This window comes from Agathobaculum desmolans ATCC 43058 (assembly GCF_000701665.1).
GTDB classification, from domain to species: domain Bacteria; phylum Bacillota; class Clostridia; order Oscillospirales; family Butyricicoccaceae; genus Agathobaculum; species Agathobaculum desmolans.
Genome location: NZ_JNJN01000015.1, coordinates 1 through 17,496 on the forward strand (window position 1 = coordinate 1; position 17,496 = coordinate 17,496).

At 56.9% G+C, this 17,496-nt stretch carries 18 protein-coding genes; 16 read left to right on the top strand and 2 right to left on the bottom strand.

The window, feature by feature from the left end; all coding sequences use genetic code 11:
- On the top strand, nucleotides 1–272 hold a 272-nt coding region (locus tag T363_RS0105255), incomplete at its 5' end, for an IS3 family transposase (protein WP_031473933.1).
- Nucleotides 273–410: 138 nt separating this feature from the next.
- Here T363_RS0105255 and T363_RS0105260 read toward each other — a convergent pair.
- A complete protein-coding gene (locus tag T363_RS0105260) occupies nucleotides 411–1,166 on the bottom strand; it encodes a PepSY domain-containing protein (protein ID WP_031473935.1) in 756 nt (251 codons plus the stop codon).
- A 49-nt stretch (nucleotides 1,167–1,215) separates the two neighbouring features.
- Nucleotides 1,216–1,854 (bottom strand): endonuclease III, encoded by a 639-nt coding sequence (gene nth / locus T363_RS0105265; protein WP_031473937.1) that lies wholly within the window; start codon nucleotides 1,852–1,854, stop codon nucleotides 1,216–1,218.
- A 205-nt stretch (nucleotides 1,855–2,059) separates the two neighbouring features.
- Here nth and glyA point away from each other — a divergent pair, with 205 nt between their 5' ends.
- From glyA to T363_RS0105340, 15 genes are all read left to right on the top strand, one after another.
- Nucleotides 2,060–3,301, top strand: coding sequence for a serine hydroxymethyltransferase (gene glyA, locus T363_RS0105270; RefSeq protein WP_031473939.1), 1,242 nt, complete (start codon nucleotides 2,060–2,062; stop codon nucleotides 3,299–3,301).
- Nucleotides 3,302–3,553: 252 nt separating this feature from the next.
- Nucleotides 3,554–4,885 carry a glucose-6-phosphate isomerase gene (locus tag T363_RS0105275; RefSeq protein WP_031473941.1) on the top strand — a complete coding sequence of 444 codons (1,332 nt, stop codon included), beginning with the start codon at nucleotides 3,554–3,556 and terminating at the stop codon, nucleotides 4,883–4,885.
- 91 nt (nucleotides 4,886–4,976) lie between these two features.
- Nucleotides 4,977–5,429 (top strand): nucleoside 2-deoxyribosyltransferase, encoded by a 453-nt coding sequence (locus T363_RS0105280; RefSeq protein WP_031473943.1) that lies wholly within the window; start codon nucleotides 4,977–4,979, stop codon nucleotides 5,427–5,429.
- Nucleotides 5,430–5,469: 40 nt separating this feature from the next.
- Nucleotides 5,470–5,823, top strand: coding sequence for a putative ABC transporter permease (locus tag T363_RS0105285; RefSeq protein ID WP_034971763.1), 354 nt, complete (start codon nucleotides 5,470–5,472; stop codon nucleotides 5,821–5,823).
- Nucleotides 5,824–5,890: 67 nt separating this feature from the next.
- Nucleotides 5,891–6,661 (top strand): type III pantothenate kinase, encoded by a 771-nt coding sequence (locus T363_RS0105290; RefSeq protein WP_031473947.1) that lies wholly within the window; start codon nucleotides 5,891–5,893, stop codon nucleotides 6,659–6,661.
- Nucleotides 6,662–6,730: 69 nt separating this feature from the next.
- On the top strand, nucleotides 6,731–7,363 hold the full coding sequence (locus tag T363_RS0105295) for an ECF transporter S component (RefSeq protein ID WP_034971766.1): 633 nt from the start codon (nucleotides 6,731–6,733) through the stop codon (nucleotides 7,361–7,363).
- A 180-nt stretch (nucleotides 7,364–7,543) separates the two neighbouring features.
- A complete protein-coding gene (gene spoIVB, locus T363_RS0105300) occupies nucleotides 7,544–8,554 on the top strand; it encodes a SpoIVB peptidase (protein ID WP_031473951.1) in 1,011 nt (336 codons plus the stop codon).
- A gap of 291 nt (nucleotides 8,555–8,845) precedes the next feature.
- Nucleotides 8,846–9,604 carry a sporulation transcription factor Spo0A gene (spo0A, locus tag T363_RS0105305; protein WP_031473953.1) on the top strand — a complete coding sequence of 253 codons (759 nt, stop codon included), beginning with the start codon at nucleotides 8,846–8,848 and terminating at the stop codon, nucleotides 9,602–9,604.
- 120 nt (nucleotides 9,605–9,724) lie between these two features.
- Nucleotides 9,725–12,358, top strand: a complete 2,634-nt coding sequence (gene polA / locus T363_RS0105310; RefSeq protein WP_031473955.1) for a DNA polymerase I — start codon at nucleotides 9,725–9,727, stop codon at nucleotides 12,356–12,358.
- A 64-nt stretch (nucleotides 12,359–12,422) separates the two neighbouring features.
- A complete protein-coding gene (locus tag T363_RS0105315; protein ID WP_031473957.1) occupies nucleotides 12,423–12,857 on the top strand; it encodes a low molecular weight protein arginine phosphatase in 435 nt (144 codons plus the stop codon).
- Nucleotides 12,824–13,288, top strand: coding sequence for a ribosomal protein S18-alanine N-acetyltransferase (rimI, locus tag T363_RS0105320; protein WP_242840235.1), 465 nt, complete (start codon nucleotides 12,824–12,826; stop codon nucleotides 13,286–13,288). Before T363_RS0105315 ends, rimI begins: the two co-directional genes overlap by 34 nt.
- Nucleotides 13,289–13,294: 6 nt before the next feature.
- Nucleotides 13,295–13,750, top strand: a complete 456-nt coding sequence (locus T363_RS0105325; RefSeq protein WP_031473961.1) for a GNAT family N-acetyltransferase — start codon at nucleotides 13,295–13,297, stop codon at nucleotides 13,748–13,750.
- A 14-nt stretch (nucleotides 13,751–13,764) separates the two neighbouring features.
- Complete coding sequence (locus T363_RS14470) at nucleotides 13,765–14,232, top strand: GNAT family N-acetyltransferase (protein ID WP_051643109.1); 468 nt, start codon at nucleotides 13,765–13,767, stop codon at nucleotides 14,230–14,232.
- Nucleotides 14,233–14,283: 51 nt separating this feature from the next.
- Nucleotides 14,284–15,309 carry a tRNA (adenosine(37)-N6)-threonylcarbamoyltransferase complex transferase subunit TsaD gene (tsaD, locus tag T363_RS0105335; protein ID WP_031473965.1) on the top strand — a complete coding sequence of 342 codons (1,026 nt, stop codon included), beginning with the start codon at nucleotides 14,284–14,286 and terminating at the stop codon, nucleotides 15,307–15,309.
- Nucleotides 15,310–15,519: 210 nt separating this feature from the next.
- Nucleotides 15,520–17,442 carry an aconitate hydratase gene (locus tag T363_RS0105340; RefSeq protein WP_031473967.1) on the top strand — a complete coding sequence of 641 codons (1,923 nt, stop codon included), beginning with the start codon at nucleotides 15,520–15,522 and terminating at the stop codon, nucleotides 17,440–17,442.
- Nucleotides 17,443–17,496 lie beyond the last annotated feature (54 nt).

Here is a 17,496-nt window from a genome sequence, read left to right on the forward strand (position 1 = left end):
GCCGCTGCATTGATAACGGTCCAACCGAGGGATTCTGGGGAATCATTAAATCCGAAATGTACTATCTGCAAACGTTCAAGGACGAGAAATCCCTTCGCTCGGCCATTGAGAAATACATCCATTTCTACAACTACGAGCGTTTCCAGGAGCGCTTTGAAACCCGCACTCCGATGGAAGTCCGCACGGAGGCATTAAACTCCGATACCCCTGCACTATATCCCATTCCCGAAAATAAGCGTATCCAAAAATACAAAGAAAAGTTCGCTGCATAAACAAGCTCACCGTTCCCGAAAAAGGAAACGGCGAGCATAACCGCACTATATTTTATTTATTTCTCCGGTCTACCTTGACTGGGGCGGATCATTGTGCCTGACTTTTTATATATTTTTGTATTGGATGCTTTTTGTATATCAGTCGTCGTAATCGACATCCCAGTCGAGCACTGTGCCGGTTTTTGCATCAATATCGCAATCATATTCGGTGCGTCCGCTGCGCAGTTCGATTTCATACACGGCGCGGCCATCATCATAGTCCAACTGACAGCGGACGACAGAGGCGCCGGGCGCCTTAGCCAGCGCAATGCTTTTTGCCTTATCTGCGGAAATCAGTCCATCGGTCGAAGACTGTCCCTGCGTGGGACGGTTGTCCGCACGGTCGATATCGAATTCCAATACCTTACCGGTGAGTGCGTCGATCTCATAGTCATACTCTGCGCTGCCGGAGGTAAAATCAATTTCATATACGGCGCGGCCATCATCCCACTTGAGGGTGGATTTGGTTACCGTGGCATTGGTCACATCGGCGTGTGAAAAGGCGGCTTTGCGTGCGGCATCTTCGCCGATATAATTGTCCATTTGACCGGATTTGGTATCAACAATGCGGGCAATACGGTTTTGGCTGTCGTACTGTACATCCAGGCCGACTGCCTCGCAGATGGCGCGGATGGGGGCGTAAGTTGTGCCATTATAGGTGAATACTTCAACGGCGGTGCCGCTGACATCAAGGGGAATAAACTCCGCGCCGTTGATGGAGAGGCGGATGTCATCATTCACTGAGATCGTGCGTCCGTATGCACTGGCGGCGGATACGGTCAGTCCTGCAATGAGCAGCGCAGCGGCGAAACCGGTGAAAAATCCGCGGCGTCTTTCGGGGTTCTTTTTGTTCATAACGAAGTTCCTCCTTTTAATAACGTTGTGTGTGTGAAACAAATGGCCGCTATTTGACCAATGGAAACGAAGGACAGACGGCACCGAGCGGACAGCCGGTGCATTTGGGACTGCGGGCCGTGCAGTGTTCACGGCCGAACAGCACCAACCGGTGGCAGAAATCCGAAGATTCTGCCGGCTCGATCAGCGCACGCAGGGCTTTTTCTACCTTGACCGGATCCTTTTCGTTTTTAACAAAGCCGAGCCGGTTGGACAGACGGATACAGTGTGTATCGGCTACGATTGCGGGCTGGCCGAAAATATCACCAAGGATTAGGTTTGCGGTTTTACGCCCTACACCGGGCAGCCGCAGCAGATCTGCCATATTGTCCGGCACATTGCCGCCGAATTCGGTCAGCAGCATGATGGCGCATGCCTTCAGGTCGCGCGCTTTGGTGCGGAACAGCCCACAGGTTTTAATTACCTCGGCAATATCTTCTTCAGATGCCTGCGCAAAGCTTTCCAACGTTGGAAATTGGTGAAACAGAGTTGCAGTAACGATATTTACCCGTGCATCGGTGCACTGGGCAGATAAACGAGTGGCAAACAGCAGCTCGTAATCGTGTGTATAATGCAGCGCGCAGACAGCGTCCGGATAAACGGTTTTAAGCAATTCGGTTACAGCATGTGCGCGTTCTTTTTTTGTCACGAAAACATCTCCTTGTTTGGTGTGTTTTCATTATAAGTCAGAAGCAGGTAAAATGCAAGGCTTTGATAAAAATATTGTAGTTAATCATTTTTAACATAAAAAAGGAGGGAACAGAAGTAAAATCTATCTGTTTGACAGTAGAAAAATGGGAAAAAATGTGCTTTAATTAAAGAACAGAATATCTCACGTTGATGGAGGATGCAATATGGTTCGCGAGGCAATGGAATTTGTAAAAGCGTATGACCCTGAGTTGGGCCGTATGATGCAGGCGGAATATGACCGGCAGCAGCGCAATATCGAGCTGATCGCTTCGGAAAATATCGTCAGTGAGGCAGTTATGGCCGCAATGGGTTCGGTGCTGACCAATAAATATGCGGAAGGTTATCCGGGCAAGCGGTATTACGGCGGCTGCGAGTGCGTCGATGAAGTGGAAAATCTGGCTATCAAACGTGTTTGTGAAGTGTTTGGTGCAAAATATGCCAATGTGCAGCCCCATTCGGGCGCACAGGCCAACATGGCGGTTTATCAGGCGTTGTGCCAGCCGGGCGATACGGTGCTCGGTATGAGTCTGGACAACGGCGGTCACCTGACGCATGGTTCGCCGGTCAACCAGTCCGGCCTGCTGTACCGCATTGTACCCTACGGCGTGGATGATAACGGTTATATTGATTATGATGCGCTGTATGACCTTGCGAAAAAGGAGCAGCCCAAGATGATCATTGCGGGCGCTTCCGCCTATCCGCGTGCGATCGATTTTGCCAAGTTTGCGGAAATCGCGCACGAGGTTGGCGCATACCTGTTTGTGGATATGGCGCATATTGCGGGTCTGGTTGCGGCCGGCCTGCATATGAATCCGCTGCCTTATGCGGATGTCGTGACCACGACTACCCACAAAACGCTGCGCGGCCCGCGCGGCGGTGTGATCCTCTCGAACAATGAAGAGCTGGGCAAAAAGTTCAATAAGGCGATCTTCCCCGGCACGCAGGGCGGCCCGCTGGAGCATGTGATCGCGGCGAAGGCGGTTTGCTTCGGCGAAGCACTGAAGCCCGAATTCAAGGCGTATCAGCAGCAGGTTGTCACCAATGCCCATGTGTTGGCAGATGCACTGCTGGGGCAGGGCTTTGATCTGGTATCCGGCGGTACGGATAACCACCTGATGCTGATTGATCTGCGCAAAACCGGTATTACCGGCAAGGAGCTGCAGCACCGCTTGGATGAAGTGTATATCACGGCTAACAAGAATGCGATCCCGAACGATCCGGAAAGCCCGTTTGTCACTTCGGGTCAGCGCGTCGGTACCCCGGCGGTCACCTCGCGTGGCTTTGGTGAACCGGAAATGCTGCGTATTGCAGAATTCATCTGGCAGACGGCGACCGATTTTGAGAATAAGGCGGAAGAGATCCGTCACAATGTTTGCGAGATCTGCTCGAAATTCCCGATTTATTGATCGGGGGCGGAAGTCACCCGGCAGAAAATAAAAAATGTCAATATGCCGCTTTTCGGTTCCGGAAAAGCGGCATATTATTTTTATTCGTGGAAAAAAGAAGAAAAAATATACTTTTCTGTTTTTACTCGGTAAAGTTTTTATAGAAAATAGACAAAATAACCTTGCGTTCTGCTGTATGTATGATATACTATTAGCAAAAGGGAGTACAGGCCGATGGAAGGGCTTGGAATCAGAGCAAAGGGGAATACAGCTATGGCTATGGAATTGAAATTGACCGGGTTGCAGGGCTTTGTCGGCGAGGAAGAATTGACCTGCATGGCACCGCTGGTACAGGCGGCGCAGGATACGCTGCACAGCCGCTCGGGCGCGGGCAGCGACTATCTGGGCTGGGTCGATCTGCCGGAAGCTTATGACAGAGAAGAGTTTGCACGCATCAAGGCGGCGGCGAAAAGAATTCAGCAGACCTGTGATGTGCTGGTTGTGATCGGGATTGGCGGCTCCTATCTGGGAGCGCGTGCCGCGATTGAATTTGTCAACGGCCAGATGTACAACGGTATCCGCCCGGAGGGGATTCCGGAGGTTTACTTTGTCGGCAATAACATTTCCTCTTCGTATCTGAATGATGTGATCCGCATCATCGGCAACCGCGATTTCTGTGTCAATGTGATTTCCAAGTCGGGCACGACCACGGAACCGGCGATTGCATTCCGTATTTTCAAAAAAATGTGCGAGGAACGCTACGGACGGGACGGCGCGAAAGCGCGTATCTTTGCTACGACCGACCGGGCGCGCGGTGCGCTGAAAACGCTGGCGGATGACGAGGGCTATGAGACGTTTGTCGTGCCGGATGACGTCGGCGGCCGGTTTTCCGTGCTGACGGCGGTCGGCCTGCTGCCGATGGCGGCGGCCGGCGTGGATATCGACGCGGCGATGGCCGGCGCGGCTGCGGCGCGCGCGGCATTTGCCGAAGGGGTCGAGCACGACTGTGCCAAGTATGCCGCCGTGCGGAACATCCTGCTGCAAAAGGGCAAGGCGATGGAGATTCTGGTCAATTATGAGCCGGCGCTTGTCATGTTGGGCGAATGGTTCAAGCAGTTGTTCGATGAATCCGAAGGCAAGGATCATAAGGGTCTGTTTGCAACATCGGCAAACTTCTCGACCGACCTGCACTCGATCGGGCAGTTTATTCAGGATGGTACCCGGAATATGTTTGAAACGGTTGTTTGGGTGCGTGAGCCGCGTTCGGAGAGCTATATCGAAGAGATGGAAGGCGATATCGACGGCCTGAATTATCTGGCGGGCAAAAGCGTACAGTTTGTCAATTCCAAGGCGTATCAGGGTACCCTGATGGCACATATGGACGGCGGTACGCCCAATGTGATTGTGGAGATTGACCGGGCGGATGCATGGCATTTCGGCTATCTGGTGTATTTCTTTGAAAAGGCCTGCGGTATTTCGGGATATCTGCTCGGCGTGAACCCCTTCAATCAGCCGGGCGTAGAGGCATATAAGAAGAATATGTTCGCACTGCTCGGTAAGCCGGGCTATGAGGAGCGCCGCAAAGAACTGGAAGCGCGCCTGTAATCGGACATGGACACAAATGCAAAGGGATGACAGCAGCCATCCCTTTCTTTGTGCCCGCAGGATGCGTGGCGGAAAGGAGGACACGAAAACAATGAAATCGATTTATTTGGCAGGGTTTGATGTGTTTGCGCCCGACGCTGTGCAGCGCGGTGCAAAAATGAAACTGATGTGTGCGGAAAAAGGCTTTGCGGGGTTGTACCCGCTGGATAACGAAGCGGACGGCGCAGCAGCAATTTTTGCAGGCAACTGTGCGCTGATCGACCGCGCGGATGCGGTGATTGCCAATCTGAATTCGTTCCGCGGGGCGGAGCCGGACAGCGGCACCTGCTTTGAGGTCGGTTATGCCCATGCCAAGGGAAAGCCGGTATACGGCTATCTGTCCGATGGGCGGACGATGCGCGAAAAATGGGGAGCGGCAGATGAAAACGGGTTTGCGGTAGAGGATTTTGGCCTGCCGGTCAATTTGATGCTCGCCTGTGCTGCACGGATCGTGCAGGGCGGCTTTGCCGAAGCGTTGGCAGCTTGTGCGGCCGAGCAGGTATGAACCTGTGAGAATCAGGCACACTAAGTTCCGGTGATTTGTGATGAAAAAGCAAACAGCGGGACTTTTTGTTTTGGGTGCGGCCGGCTATGCGGCGCTTGAATTGCTGTGGCGCGGCTATACCCATTGGACCATGGCGCTGACCGGGGGTGCGGTGCTGGTAAGCCTGCACCGGCTGCGCGAACGTGTGCGCGGGGAACCGCCGCTGATCCGCTGCCTGTGCGGGGCGGTGTGCATTACGGCGGCAGAATATGTGGTGGGCTGTACGGTCAACCGGAGGTGGCATCTGCAAGTATGGGATTATTCGCGGGAAAAAGGCAATCTGCACGGGCAGATCTGCCCGAAATATGCGGCGCTGTGGGCACTGCTGTCCGCACCGGTCATGCTGCCGAAATAATGCTTGCAAATGGGGTGTGCCGGGCGTATAATGGCGTTGGCATAATGCCGGAAAAGGAGATACGATAATGCTGATCGCAGTGAATGCAGGAAACAGTCGGATCTTATTGGGCGGTTATGAGGAGGACGCGCAGGTTTTTGCCGCCTCCATCGCAACAGAGCCCAGAAAGGTACAGGATGATTATGCCTGCAAGCTGCAGCAGGTGTTCGGCTTATACGGCGCGGATGCGGCGCGTATCCGCGGTGCAGTGATCGGTTCGGTTGTGCCGGGGTTGGCAGCCGAGCTGGAAGGTGCGCTGCGGCTGCTTGGTGTGACCGATGTGATCGAAGTATCCAGCGGTATCCGCACCGGGCTGAATATCCGTTCGGAGCAGCCGCGGCAGATCGGTTCGGACCGTGTGGCGGCAGCGGTAGCGGCCCGTGCAAAGGGCAGGCTGCCGTGTGTGGCGGTCAGTCTGGGAACGGCAACCACCTTTACCGTGCTGGATGCATCCGGCGCGTTGGTCGGTTCGGCGATTACAGCCGGCGTACAGCTCGGCGTGGACGCACTGCGTGAGCAGGCGGCACAGCTCCCGGCTGTGGCGATCGATGCAGCGGACGAGGGCGTTCTGGCGCGCAATACGGCGGATGCCATGCGTGTGGGCGCTGTGTACGGCGCAGCCGCGCTGGTGGACGGTATGATCGAACGCTATGCCGGGGCGCTGGGGCAGTATCCGTATACGGTGGTAACGGGCGCAATGGCGCCGCTCGTGATGCCGTATCTGCGTGTACCGTATGAATACGATCCCCGGCTGGTGCTGGATGGATTGCACCTGATCTGGAAGCGGAATCGTTCCTGAATCCGTCATTGGCTTAAAAATGCCCTGTACCCGACGAAGAGGGCGGGACGGGAGCGGGAGGAAAACAAAATGAAGAAACAAACAAACAACATCCGGTTTATGACGCAGCTTGCGCTGCTCACGGCAATCACCCTTGTGCTGGCATATACACCGTTAGGGTATCTGCGGATCGGGCCGTTCAACGCATCCTTTTTGTCTGTGCCGGTGTGCATCGGCGCGATTGTGATGGGGCCGGGCGCGGGCGCGTTCCTTGGTATGGTATTTGGCCTGACGAGCTTTGGCAACGCGCTGACCGGCGGTTCCGCAATGGGTGTTGCATTGCTCGGTGTCAGCCCGGTGGGGTATTTTGTGCAGGCGGTTGTCGGCCGCGTGCTGATGGGTCTGTGCGTAGGCCTGATCTTCCGTGCGCTGCGGCGTGTGGATAAGCGCGGCTGGTTCAGCTATGCAGTGGGCGCGGTCAGTGCGCCGCTGCTCAACACCGTGTTTTACATGGGGCTGATGGTGCTGTTGTTCTACAACTGTGAGTATGTGCAGAGCAGAGTTGCTGAACTGGGAGTGGTCAATCCGATCATGTTCGTACTGGCGGTTGTCGGCGTGCAGGGCTTAGTCGAGGTGCTGGTTTGCGGCACTGTGGGCTGCGTGGTCAGCAAGGCAATCGATACGGCGCTCGGCAAACGTGCCGCACCGCAGACGGCAGAATAAAAAATTGCAGAAAACGGCGGTTTTTTCCAAACGGATGGGGAAAACCGCTGTTTTTTTATCATAGAAAACCTTGCCATGACCAGAGACTGATCGGAAAACCAGAAATCCCAAGAGAATAGCAAAGGTTCACAGGCTTGTTTTGCGCATCGGGTGGCACAGTAAAGGACGGAGGTGAAAAAAGTGCAGTTGAGCAAAGCAAAAAAATTTGCAATTTCTCTGTTTTTGGCGCTGGCCATGCTGGTATCCGCGTCGGCGGCGGATGTGGCATCGCTCATCCCGATCGGGCACACCGTAGGGATACAGATGCAGGCAGACGGCGTGCTGGTCGTGCATTTGCAGGACGTGGAGACAGGGAACGGTGCATCCTGTCCGGCGCGGGATGCGGGTGTATGCGAAGGCGACCTGATTTTGCGCGTGAACGATGCGGCGGTCAGCTCTAACGATGGCCTGCAAAAACAGGTCGCGCTTTCCGGCGGGCAGCCGGTGGAGCTGACGCTGGCGCGTGAGGACAGCACCCGTACCGTTACTGTGACACCGTGTGCAGATCGCGACGGCACGTATCGGATCGGCGTACTGGCACGTGACAGCATGGCCGGTATCGGTACGCTGACCTATGTCGATCCGGAAACCGGGGCATACGGCTCGCTGGGGCACGGCGTATGTGACAGCGAAACCGGCGTGCTGATGCCGCTGCGTGCGGGCAGCCTGCTGTATTCTGTGGTAGGCTCGGTGCAGCGAGGCAAAGCGGGCGAGCCGGGTGCCTTGCAGGGCGAGTTTTCGCCGGGGAATCCGCTGGGAACGGTGGAAGAAAATACGGAATACGGTATTTTCGGTAAACTGACGGATTCGTCCCTGTATGCGTCGCTGGAGTCTGTTCCGGTAGCGGATGCAGAGGAGATCCGCACCGGTCCGGCAGAGATCCGCGCGAATGTGGAAGGCGATCGGGTGCAGACTTATTCTGTGCAGGTTGTAAAGGTTTATCCAAAGGACGATGTGTACGGCCGCGGTATGCTGCTGCATGTGACCGACCCGGCGCTGCTGAAGCAGACAGGCGGCATCGTGCAGGGCATGAGCGGCAGTCCGATTTTGCAAAACGGCAAGCTGATCGGCGCGGTGACCCATGTGCTGGTCAATGATCCGTCACGCGGTTACGGCATTTCGATGGAGCGTATGCTGGAAGCAGCGGGATAAGCTGCTAGGGCAGGAGCGTGGATGCTCCTGCCTCTTTTTTTATAAAAGAGGAGCGGCTGCGGATTTATCGGTGGGCGGAAGCTTTTTTGTTATTGGACAAATGACATGGGAAATGGTGAATTAGTTTCTGCTGATGTGGAGAAAAATGGAGTATTGTCGAAATTCGTCGAAAAAAGTTGAGAAAAAAACCAATCTTTTGCGGAAATGCCCTTGAATTCGATGGAAGCATATGGTAAATTGTAGACAGCAGAGAGAAAGAATATAAAAAAGTGGAAAGCTGGTATTGATAATATGGAACAAAAAATTCGCGTGCTGCTTGCAGATGATGATCGTGATTTTTGCGCACGAATGGCAGCAACACTGGAACAGGCGGGGGACATGGAGTTGGTCGGCATTGCGGAAGACGGCGCAAAAGCGGTGGATGCAGTGCGGGAGCTTCGCCCTGATCTGCTCATCATCGATTTGATGCTGCCGGTGATGGACGGCGTCATGGTTCTCAGCCGTCTGCGTGAGCAGGAGCGGATGCCTGCTACACTGGTTCTTTCCGCCTTTGCAAGCCCGCAGATCGGCGCAGCCTGTACATCGTTGGGCGTGGATATGTTTTTGCGTAAGCCGATGGAGACGGATATGGTGTGTGAGCGCATCCGTATGTGGCGCACAGGAGAAAAGGAGGCCGAACAGGCGGGGGAAGCGATGGCGCTCGAAGTGCGTGTGACCGAAGTGATCCATCAGGTCGGCGTGCCGGCGCATATCAAGGGCTACCAGTATCTGCGCGAGGCGATCATCATGGCGGTGGAGGACATGGAAGCGGTGAGCGCGATCACGAAGGTACTGTATCCGTCGATCGCGAAAAAGTTTAAGACCACTTCATCCCGTGTAGAACGTGCGATCCGCCATGCGATCGAGGTCGCGTGGGACCGCGGCGATATCGAGACGCTGCAAAGCTATTTCGGCTATACGGTGTCGGGCGTGAAGGGAAAACCGACCAATTCCGAGTTTATCTCAATGATCGCTGACCGGTTGCGTTTGCAAATGCGGTTCGGCGCATAAGCGAATACTTAAAGCAGGGGCAGGGCGTAAGCACTGTCCCTTATTTTGTCTGGTAATCCGGCAGGGGATGCGATATAATAAAGCATAAGAAAAATTTTCGAAATAATGAGGTCTGTATTCATGAAGATCATGGTGATAGACGGCAACAGCATCCTGAACCGCGCGTTTTATGGTGTGCGTCAGCTTTCCAATCACGAAGGCCTGCCGACCAACGCAGTATATGGTTTTTTGGCAACGCTGTTCAAATTGCAGGACGAGGAGCAGCCAGACCGCACAGTCGTGTGCTTTGACGTGCGCGAAAAAACCTTTCGTCATTTGAAATTTGATACCTACAAGGCCACGCGCAAGGGGATGCCGGAGGAATTGGCAGTCCAGCTTCCACTCGTCAAGGAAGTGCTGGACGCAATGGGGCTGGTGCGCTGCGAACTGGCAGGCTACGAGGCGGATGACCTGATCGGTACGATCAGCCGCCGGGCGAATGAGCAGGGGAACGCGTGCGTTGTGGTCACCGGTGACCGGGACAGCTTGCAGCTGATCGGCGGCGGTACGGTCGTGCGGCTGGTCACCACACGGATGGGACAGACGCTGTATGAGACCTATGATGAGGCGGCGTTCCGTGAAAAATACGGCTTTGACCCTATTCGGCTGATCGACCTGAAAGCGCTGATGGGGGATTCCTCGGATAATATCCCGGGCGTGCCCGGCGTGGGGGAAAAGACCGCGATGCAGCTGCTGCATGATTTCGGCTCGCTGGACGGCGTATATGCTAATCTGGAGGACGCGCGCATCAAAAAAGGCGCACGCACTAAGCTGGAAGCCGGTGAGCAGTCCGCGCGGGACAGCTACTGGCTGGCGACCATCGACCGAGACGCACCGCTGCCGCTTGATATCGCGTCGCTTCCTGCGGCGCAGCCGGATGAGGCGGCGTTGTATGAGCTGCTGACGCGGCTGGAGTTCAAAAATTTCATCAAGCGTCTGGGACTGAGCGGAGAGCTGGCAGAGCCCAAGCTGCCCGCTGTCGGCGCGCAGCGGATCGGTACGGCGGCGCAAGCATTCGCCTTGCTCGATGCCCTGACCGGAGCCGACCGCGTATATGCGCTGGCACCGGAAACGCTGGGCGCACTGTGTCTGCTGGATGGCGATACGGCGCAGGTGCTGTTTTCGGATGATTTTGCGCAGGAGGATTGGGATGCAATTTTGCGCCGTCTGTTCGGCGGTGAGCTGGAACTCGTGCTGCACGATGCCAAGCCGGTCGTTGCAGCGCTGCTGGCGCGCGGAATTGAGGCGAAGGGGATCCGGTTTGATACCGCTCTGGCGGCATATCTGATCGACCCGACCCAGTCCGGCTATGACCTGCCGCGCGTGGCGCTGGCATACTGCAATACCGAGCTGCCGGCGCTGGATCTGGGTGATCCGGCAGCGGTTTCCCCGCTGGGCGGACAGGAGCAGACCATGCAGGCCTGTGCGCAGCATGTAAGCGCGGTGCGCGCGATCTATCAGGAGACAGCCGCAGCGCTCGAAGAGCTGGGGATGCGCAAGCTGTATTATGAGATTGAGCTGCCGCTGATGCATATTCTGGCGGAGATGGAAACGCTGGGCTGCGCGGTTGCACCGGAGGAGCTGCGCGCATTTGGGGATAAGCTGGATGTGCGCATCCATGATCTGACCGGACAGATCTATCAGGATGCAGGAGAGGAATTCAATATCAACAGCCCCAAGCAGCTTGGGGAAGTGCTGTTTGAAAAGCTGGGACTGCCCGCCCCCAAAAAGACAAAGACCGGTTACTCCACCAATGTGGATGTGCTGGAGCGCATTGCGGAGGATCATCCGATCGTGCCGCGGATTTTGGAATACCGCAAGCTGACCAAGCTGAAAAGCACCTATGTGGAGGGGCTTTTGAAGGTCATCAGCCCGAAGGACGGGCGGATCCACACGCATTTTCAGCAGACCGTTACCGCGACCGGACGGCTGTCCTCGACCGATCCCAACCTGCAGAACATTCCGGTGCGAACCGAGCTGGGGCGTGAGCTGCGCCGCATGTTTGTGGCGCCGGATGCGGACCACGTGCTGATCGATGCGGATTATTCGCAGATCGAGCTGCGCGTACTGGCGCATATTTCGCAGGATGCGCATATGATCGAGGCGTTCCGCACCGGACAGGATATCCATGCGGCAACCGCGGCTAAAGTGTATCATGTGCCGCTCGAAGAGGTTACGCCGCAGATGCGCTCCTCGTGCAAGGCGGTCAATTTCGGCATTGTATACGGCATTTCGGATTTTTCGCTCGCGCAGGATATCGGTGTGACGCGTAAGGAGGCTGCCGAGTTTATCCGCACCTATCTGGCGACTTATCCGGGCGTGGCAAAATATATGGAGGATATCAAGCAGAGCGCAAAGGAAAACGGCTATGTGACCACTCTGTTCGGCCGGCGCCGTGCGCTGCCCGAGCTGCAGAGCAGGAATTTCAATATCCGTTCGTTTGGCGAGCGGGTGGCGATGAATACGCCGATTCAGGGAACCGCGGCGGATATCATTAAAATCGCCATGGTGCGTGTGCGTGACCGGCTCGTGCGGGAAGGGATGCAAAGCCGCCTGATTTTGCAGGTACACGATGAGCTGATTCTGGAAGCCCCGCGGGAGGAGCAGCAGGCAGCGATGCAGCTGCTCAAAGAAGAGATGGAGGCAGCGTTCCCCATGGACGCGCCGCTGGTGGCGGAAGCTAAGGCCGGACACAGCTGGTATGATGCAAAGTAGTCGCTCACGGACTGTGCCGGATCGTGAAACAAGGATAATATCGCAAGGAGCGTTATCATAACATATGGACAAGATCGTTTTTATCTGTACAGGAAACACCTGCCGTTCGCCGATGGCCGAGGGGTTGTTCCGCGCGCGGGGCGGTGAAGAGAAAACCGGGCTAACGGCGGCTTCCGCCGGTCTGTTTACGCAGGACGGTCTGCCGGCTTCGCAGAACGCAGTGACGGCGGCAGCCGAGCGGAATGCGGATATCACCGCCCACCGTTCGCAGATGCTGACCGAGAAGCTGGCGCAGGAGGCGCGCTATCTGGTCTGTATGACCGGCGCGCATTATGATGCGGTGTGCAGTCAGTTTCCGGACTGTGAGGGCAAGGTGTTCACACTGCTGGCAGAGGATGTGCCCGATCCCTTTGGCGGGGACTTGGACACATACCGCCGGACGGCGGCGGTGATTGACAAAGGCGTATGCGCCGTGATCGAAAGACTGGCGGAGACATGACGGTCGTACCGATGCAGGAGCGGCACCTTGCCGCACTGGCCGCCATTGAGCAGGCCTGCTTTCATGCGCCATGGAGCGAAGCGATGCTGCGGGAAGAGCTGGGCAAGGGGCTGTTCTTAGCTGCCGAGCAGGCGGGGCGGACGGTGGGCTATGTCGGCTGTCAGACCGTGCTGGATGAGGGATATATCACCAACGTGGCGGTGTCGCCGGACGCAAGGCGGCAGGGGATTGCCCGCGCGCTGCTGCGGGAGCTGCTTGCGCGGGCGGCTGAACGGGCACTGGCGTTTGTCACGCTGGAGGTGCGGGCGTCCAACGCGCCGGCAATCGCCCTGTATGCACAGGCCGGCTTTGAACCGGTCGGCACGCGCCGGAACTTTTATACTGCCCCCACAGAGGACGCGGTGCTGATGACACGTTTTTTGAAGGAGTGAAGCTGCGTGGAGATCAAACGGGTGGACGCGGAAAATGAAGAGCTGCTGGCGCTGGCACATGCGCTGGACGAATACTACTTCCGGGTAGTGGGCGAAGTACAGAAAAAATATGCCCGGTATAACGATCCGCACGGGATGGACTGCCGCATGGTCGCCTATGAAAACGGGCGGGCCGTCGGCTGCGGCTGCTGGAAGGCGAAGGATGCCCACACGGCAGAGATCAAACGTATTTATATCGTGCCGGAATATCGCCGGCGCGGCGTGGCCAGCGAGGTGATCTGCGCGCTGGAGCAGGATGCGGCGCAGCACGGCTATGTGCAGGCGGTGCTGGAAACCGCGCGCACGACCAAGGATTCGGCGGCGCTTTATCTGAAATTGGGGTATCAGGTCATGCCGTATTACGGCAGCCCGGCGGGGGCAGAAAACTGCCTGTGCTTTGAAAAAATGCTGAGGAAGGAATAAATGCGGGGAAAGATATGGAGATCAGGTTTGTAGAACAGGATGATCGGGCGTTAGCGCAGCTTTCGCAGGAACTGGACAGCTTCTTTTTTGATCTGCTCGGCGCGGTCTATTTGGAATATCAGCCGCACAATACGCTGTCCGGTCTGGCCGGGGGGGTTGTGGCTTATGAGGCGGGCGAGGCGGTCGGCTGTGCCTGCTGGAAGCCGTTTGACGCGGTGACGGCTGAGCTGAAACGGGTGTATGTCCGCCCGGAGCAGCGCCGGTCGGGTACGGCGCGCCGCATGGTTGCGCAGATCGAGCAGCATGCGGCGGCGAGCGGCTGCCACCGCATGGTGATCGAAACGGCGAAAGAGTTGGACGGTGCGGCGGCGTTGTATCTCAGACAGGGATACCGTCCGCTGCCCGAAGGCTTTGGCCCCTATATCGGAGACAGCGGTTCGCTGTGCTTTGAAAAAGAGATCTCGGACGGGACGATGCGGTGATGCGGCCGGACGGGACTTTCGGCAGAATAGATTGGATATGGAGCATGGCATATGAAAATATTGAGCATAGAGTCCTCCTGTGATGAAACGGCGGCAGCCGTGATCGAGGACGGACGGAAAATACTTTCCAGCGTGGTGGATACGCAGATCGAAACGCATGCACTGTACGGCGGCGTGGTGCCCGAGATCGCGTCGCGGCGGCACATGGAAGCGGTGGTGCGCGTGACCGAGCAGGCGCTGGCCGAGGCGGGGCTGGACAAGCACGCGGTCGATGCGGTGGCGGCGACCTGTGCGCCGGGGCTGATCGGCGCGCTGCTCGTCGGCGCGAATTTCGGCAAATCGCTGGCATTTGCGCTGGATAAGCCGTTTATTCCGGTGCATCATATCCGCGGGCATATTGCGGCGACCTATCTGGCGTACCCCGAGCTGAAGCCGCCGTTTTTAACGCTGATCGCGTCCGGCGGACACAGTGAGATCGTGATGGTGCGCGACTACACTGCATTTGAGATCCTTGGCGGCACACGGGATGATGCGGCAGGCGAGGCGTTTGACAAGGTTGCGCGTGTGCTTGGCGTGGGTTATCCCGGCGGGCCGAAGATCGATAAGCTGGCACAGACGGGAGACCCCAAACGGTATAAGCTGCCGGATTCCCACATCAAGGATGCGCCGCTGGATTTTTCCTTTTCCGGGCTGAAAACGGCGGTCATCAATCTGGCGCACCACGCGGAGCAGAAGGGGGAGACACTTGACAGGGAAGGCTTGGCGGCTTCATTCTGTGCAGCGGTGGTGCATACGCTTGTGCCGCGGCTGGAGCAGGCCGTGCAGCAGACCCATGCACGCAATGTGGTCTGCGCCGGCGGCGTGGCGGCAAATTCCTTTCTGCGTGCGGCGTTGCAGCAGATGGCGGCACGTACGCATACACGGCTGTATCTGCCGCCGCTGGCTCTGTGCGGGGACAACGCGGCGATGATCGGCAGCCAGGCGTATTATGAATATCTTGCAGGCAATGTGGGCTGCACCTTGCAAAATGCTTTTGCAACGGCAGAGATCGGTCAAAATATTTGTGAAAAGCGTTAGTGGAAAAGTCTTTTCAAACCATATGGAATGTTGTAAAATAGAAGTGGTTTTTGCATTGCAAAGACCGCTTCTGTTTTGTTTTGGGCACGGCGCATACAGTGCGCCGTGGAGAAGGCTGTGGAAGCCGCAACATTCCCGCCCTGCAGCGGCGGGGCGCGGTGCGCGTTCAGGCGCCGCCGCGCGGGGACAGTAAGGAGCGAAGGAAACACAATGGGTATGACAATTGCGCAGAAAATTTTGAAGGCGCATCTGGTGGACGGCGAAATGGTGCAGGGACAGGAGATCGGCCTGAGAATCGACCAGACGCTGACGCAGGATGCGACCGGTACGATGGCCTATCTGCAATTTGAGGCGATGGGCGTCGATCAGGTCAAGACCGAGCGGTCGGTCGCTTATATTGACCATAATACCCTGCAATCCGGCTTCGAAAATGCGGACGACCACAAATATATTGGCTCTGTCGCAAAGAAGCACGGCATTTACTACTCGAAGGCAGGCAACGGCATCTGCCATCAGGTGCATCTGGAGCGCTTTGGCGCACCGGGCAAAACCCTGATCGGTTCGGACAGCCACACCCCAACCGGCGGCGGCATCGGTATGCTGGCGTTCGGCGCGGGCGGGCTGGATGTCGCGGTCGCTATGGGCGGCGGGGCGTATTATATCCCGATGCCCAAGATGGTGCGCGTTAATCTGACGGGCAAGCTCTCTCCGTGGGTTTCTGCAAAGGATGTGATTTTGGACGTGCTGCGCCAGATGACCGTCAAGGGCGGCGTGGGCAAGATCGTTGAGTACGCGGGCGAAGGCGTAAAAACCCTTTCCGTGCCCGAACGTGCAACCATTACCAATATGGGCGCCGAACTGGGCGCAACGACCTCGCTCTTCCCGTCCGATGAGGAAACCAAGAAGTTTCTGGAGGCGCAGGGCCGCGGCGACGTATGGGTTCCGCTGTCCTCCGATCCGGATGCGGTTTATGATGAGGAGTATACTGTCGATCTTTCTGCGCTGGAGCCGCTGGCGGCCATGCCGCACATGCCGGATAATGTGAAGAAGGTGTCCGAGATCGGTGAGATCAAGGTCAATCAGTGCTGCATCGGCTCGTGCACCAATTCCTCTTATTACGATATGATGAAGGTCGCATCCATTTTGAAGGGAAAGACCGTACATCCCGATGTATCGCTGACCATCAGCCCCGGCTCTAAGCAGGTGCTGGATATGCTGGCGCAGAACGGGGCGCTGGCGGATATCATCGCGGCGGGCGCGCGTATTCTGGAATGTGCCTGCGGCCCGTGCATCGGCATGGGGCAGTCGCCCGAGTCTGCGGGCGTGTCCCTGCGCACCTTTAACCGCAATTTCGAGGGGCGGTCGGGCACACAGGACGCACAGATCTATCTGGTATCTCCTGAGGTTGCAGCGGCTTCCGCACTGGCCGGCGTACTGACCGACCCGCGCACACTGGGTGAGATGCCCGCGATTGAGATGCCCGCGCATTTCGTTATCAACGACAATATGATCATCAAGCCCTCAGAGCATCCGGAAGCGGTCGAGGTCGTGCGCGGCCCGAACATCAAGCCCTTCCCGTTGGGGCACGCGCTCGAAGCATCCTATACGGGCAAAGTCGTTCTCAAGACCGAGGACAATATCACCACGGATCACATTCTGCCGGCAGGCGCGAAGCTGCTGCCTTACCGCTCGAATGTGCCGTACTATTCGAACTACTGCTTTATCAATGTCGATCCGGAATTCCCCGCACGCTGCCGGGAACAGGGCGGCGGCATCATCGTTGGCGGCGCAAATTACGGACAGGGCTCGTCACGCGAGCACGCGGCACTGGTTCCGCTGTACCTTGGCGTTAAGGCAGTGCTGTGCAAGTCGTTCGCGCGGATCCATAAGGCCAATCTGGTCAACTCCGGTATTTTGCCGCTGACGTTTGCCGATCCGGCGGATTACGACGCAGTGAACCTGCTGGACGAGATCTCGCTGCCGCATGTGCAGGAGGAGATCCGGAGCGGCAGGCAGGTCACGGTCGTCTGCGGCGGCCGCACCTTCCATGCGGATTGTGAGGTTTCCGACCGTCAGCGCCGTGCGCTGCTGGCAGGCGGTACGCTCAACGATGCCCGGCAGCAGGCGCAGTAAAGGGCTGTGGCTGCTTTCTTGACAAAGCGGCGCATTTTTGTTAAAATAATATCA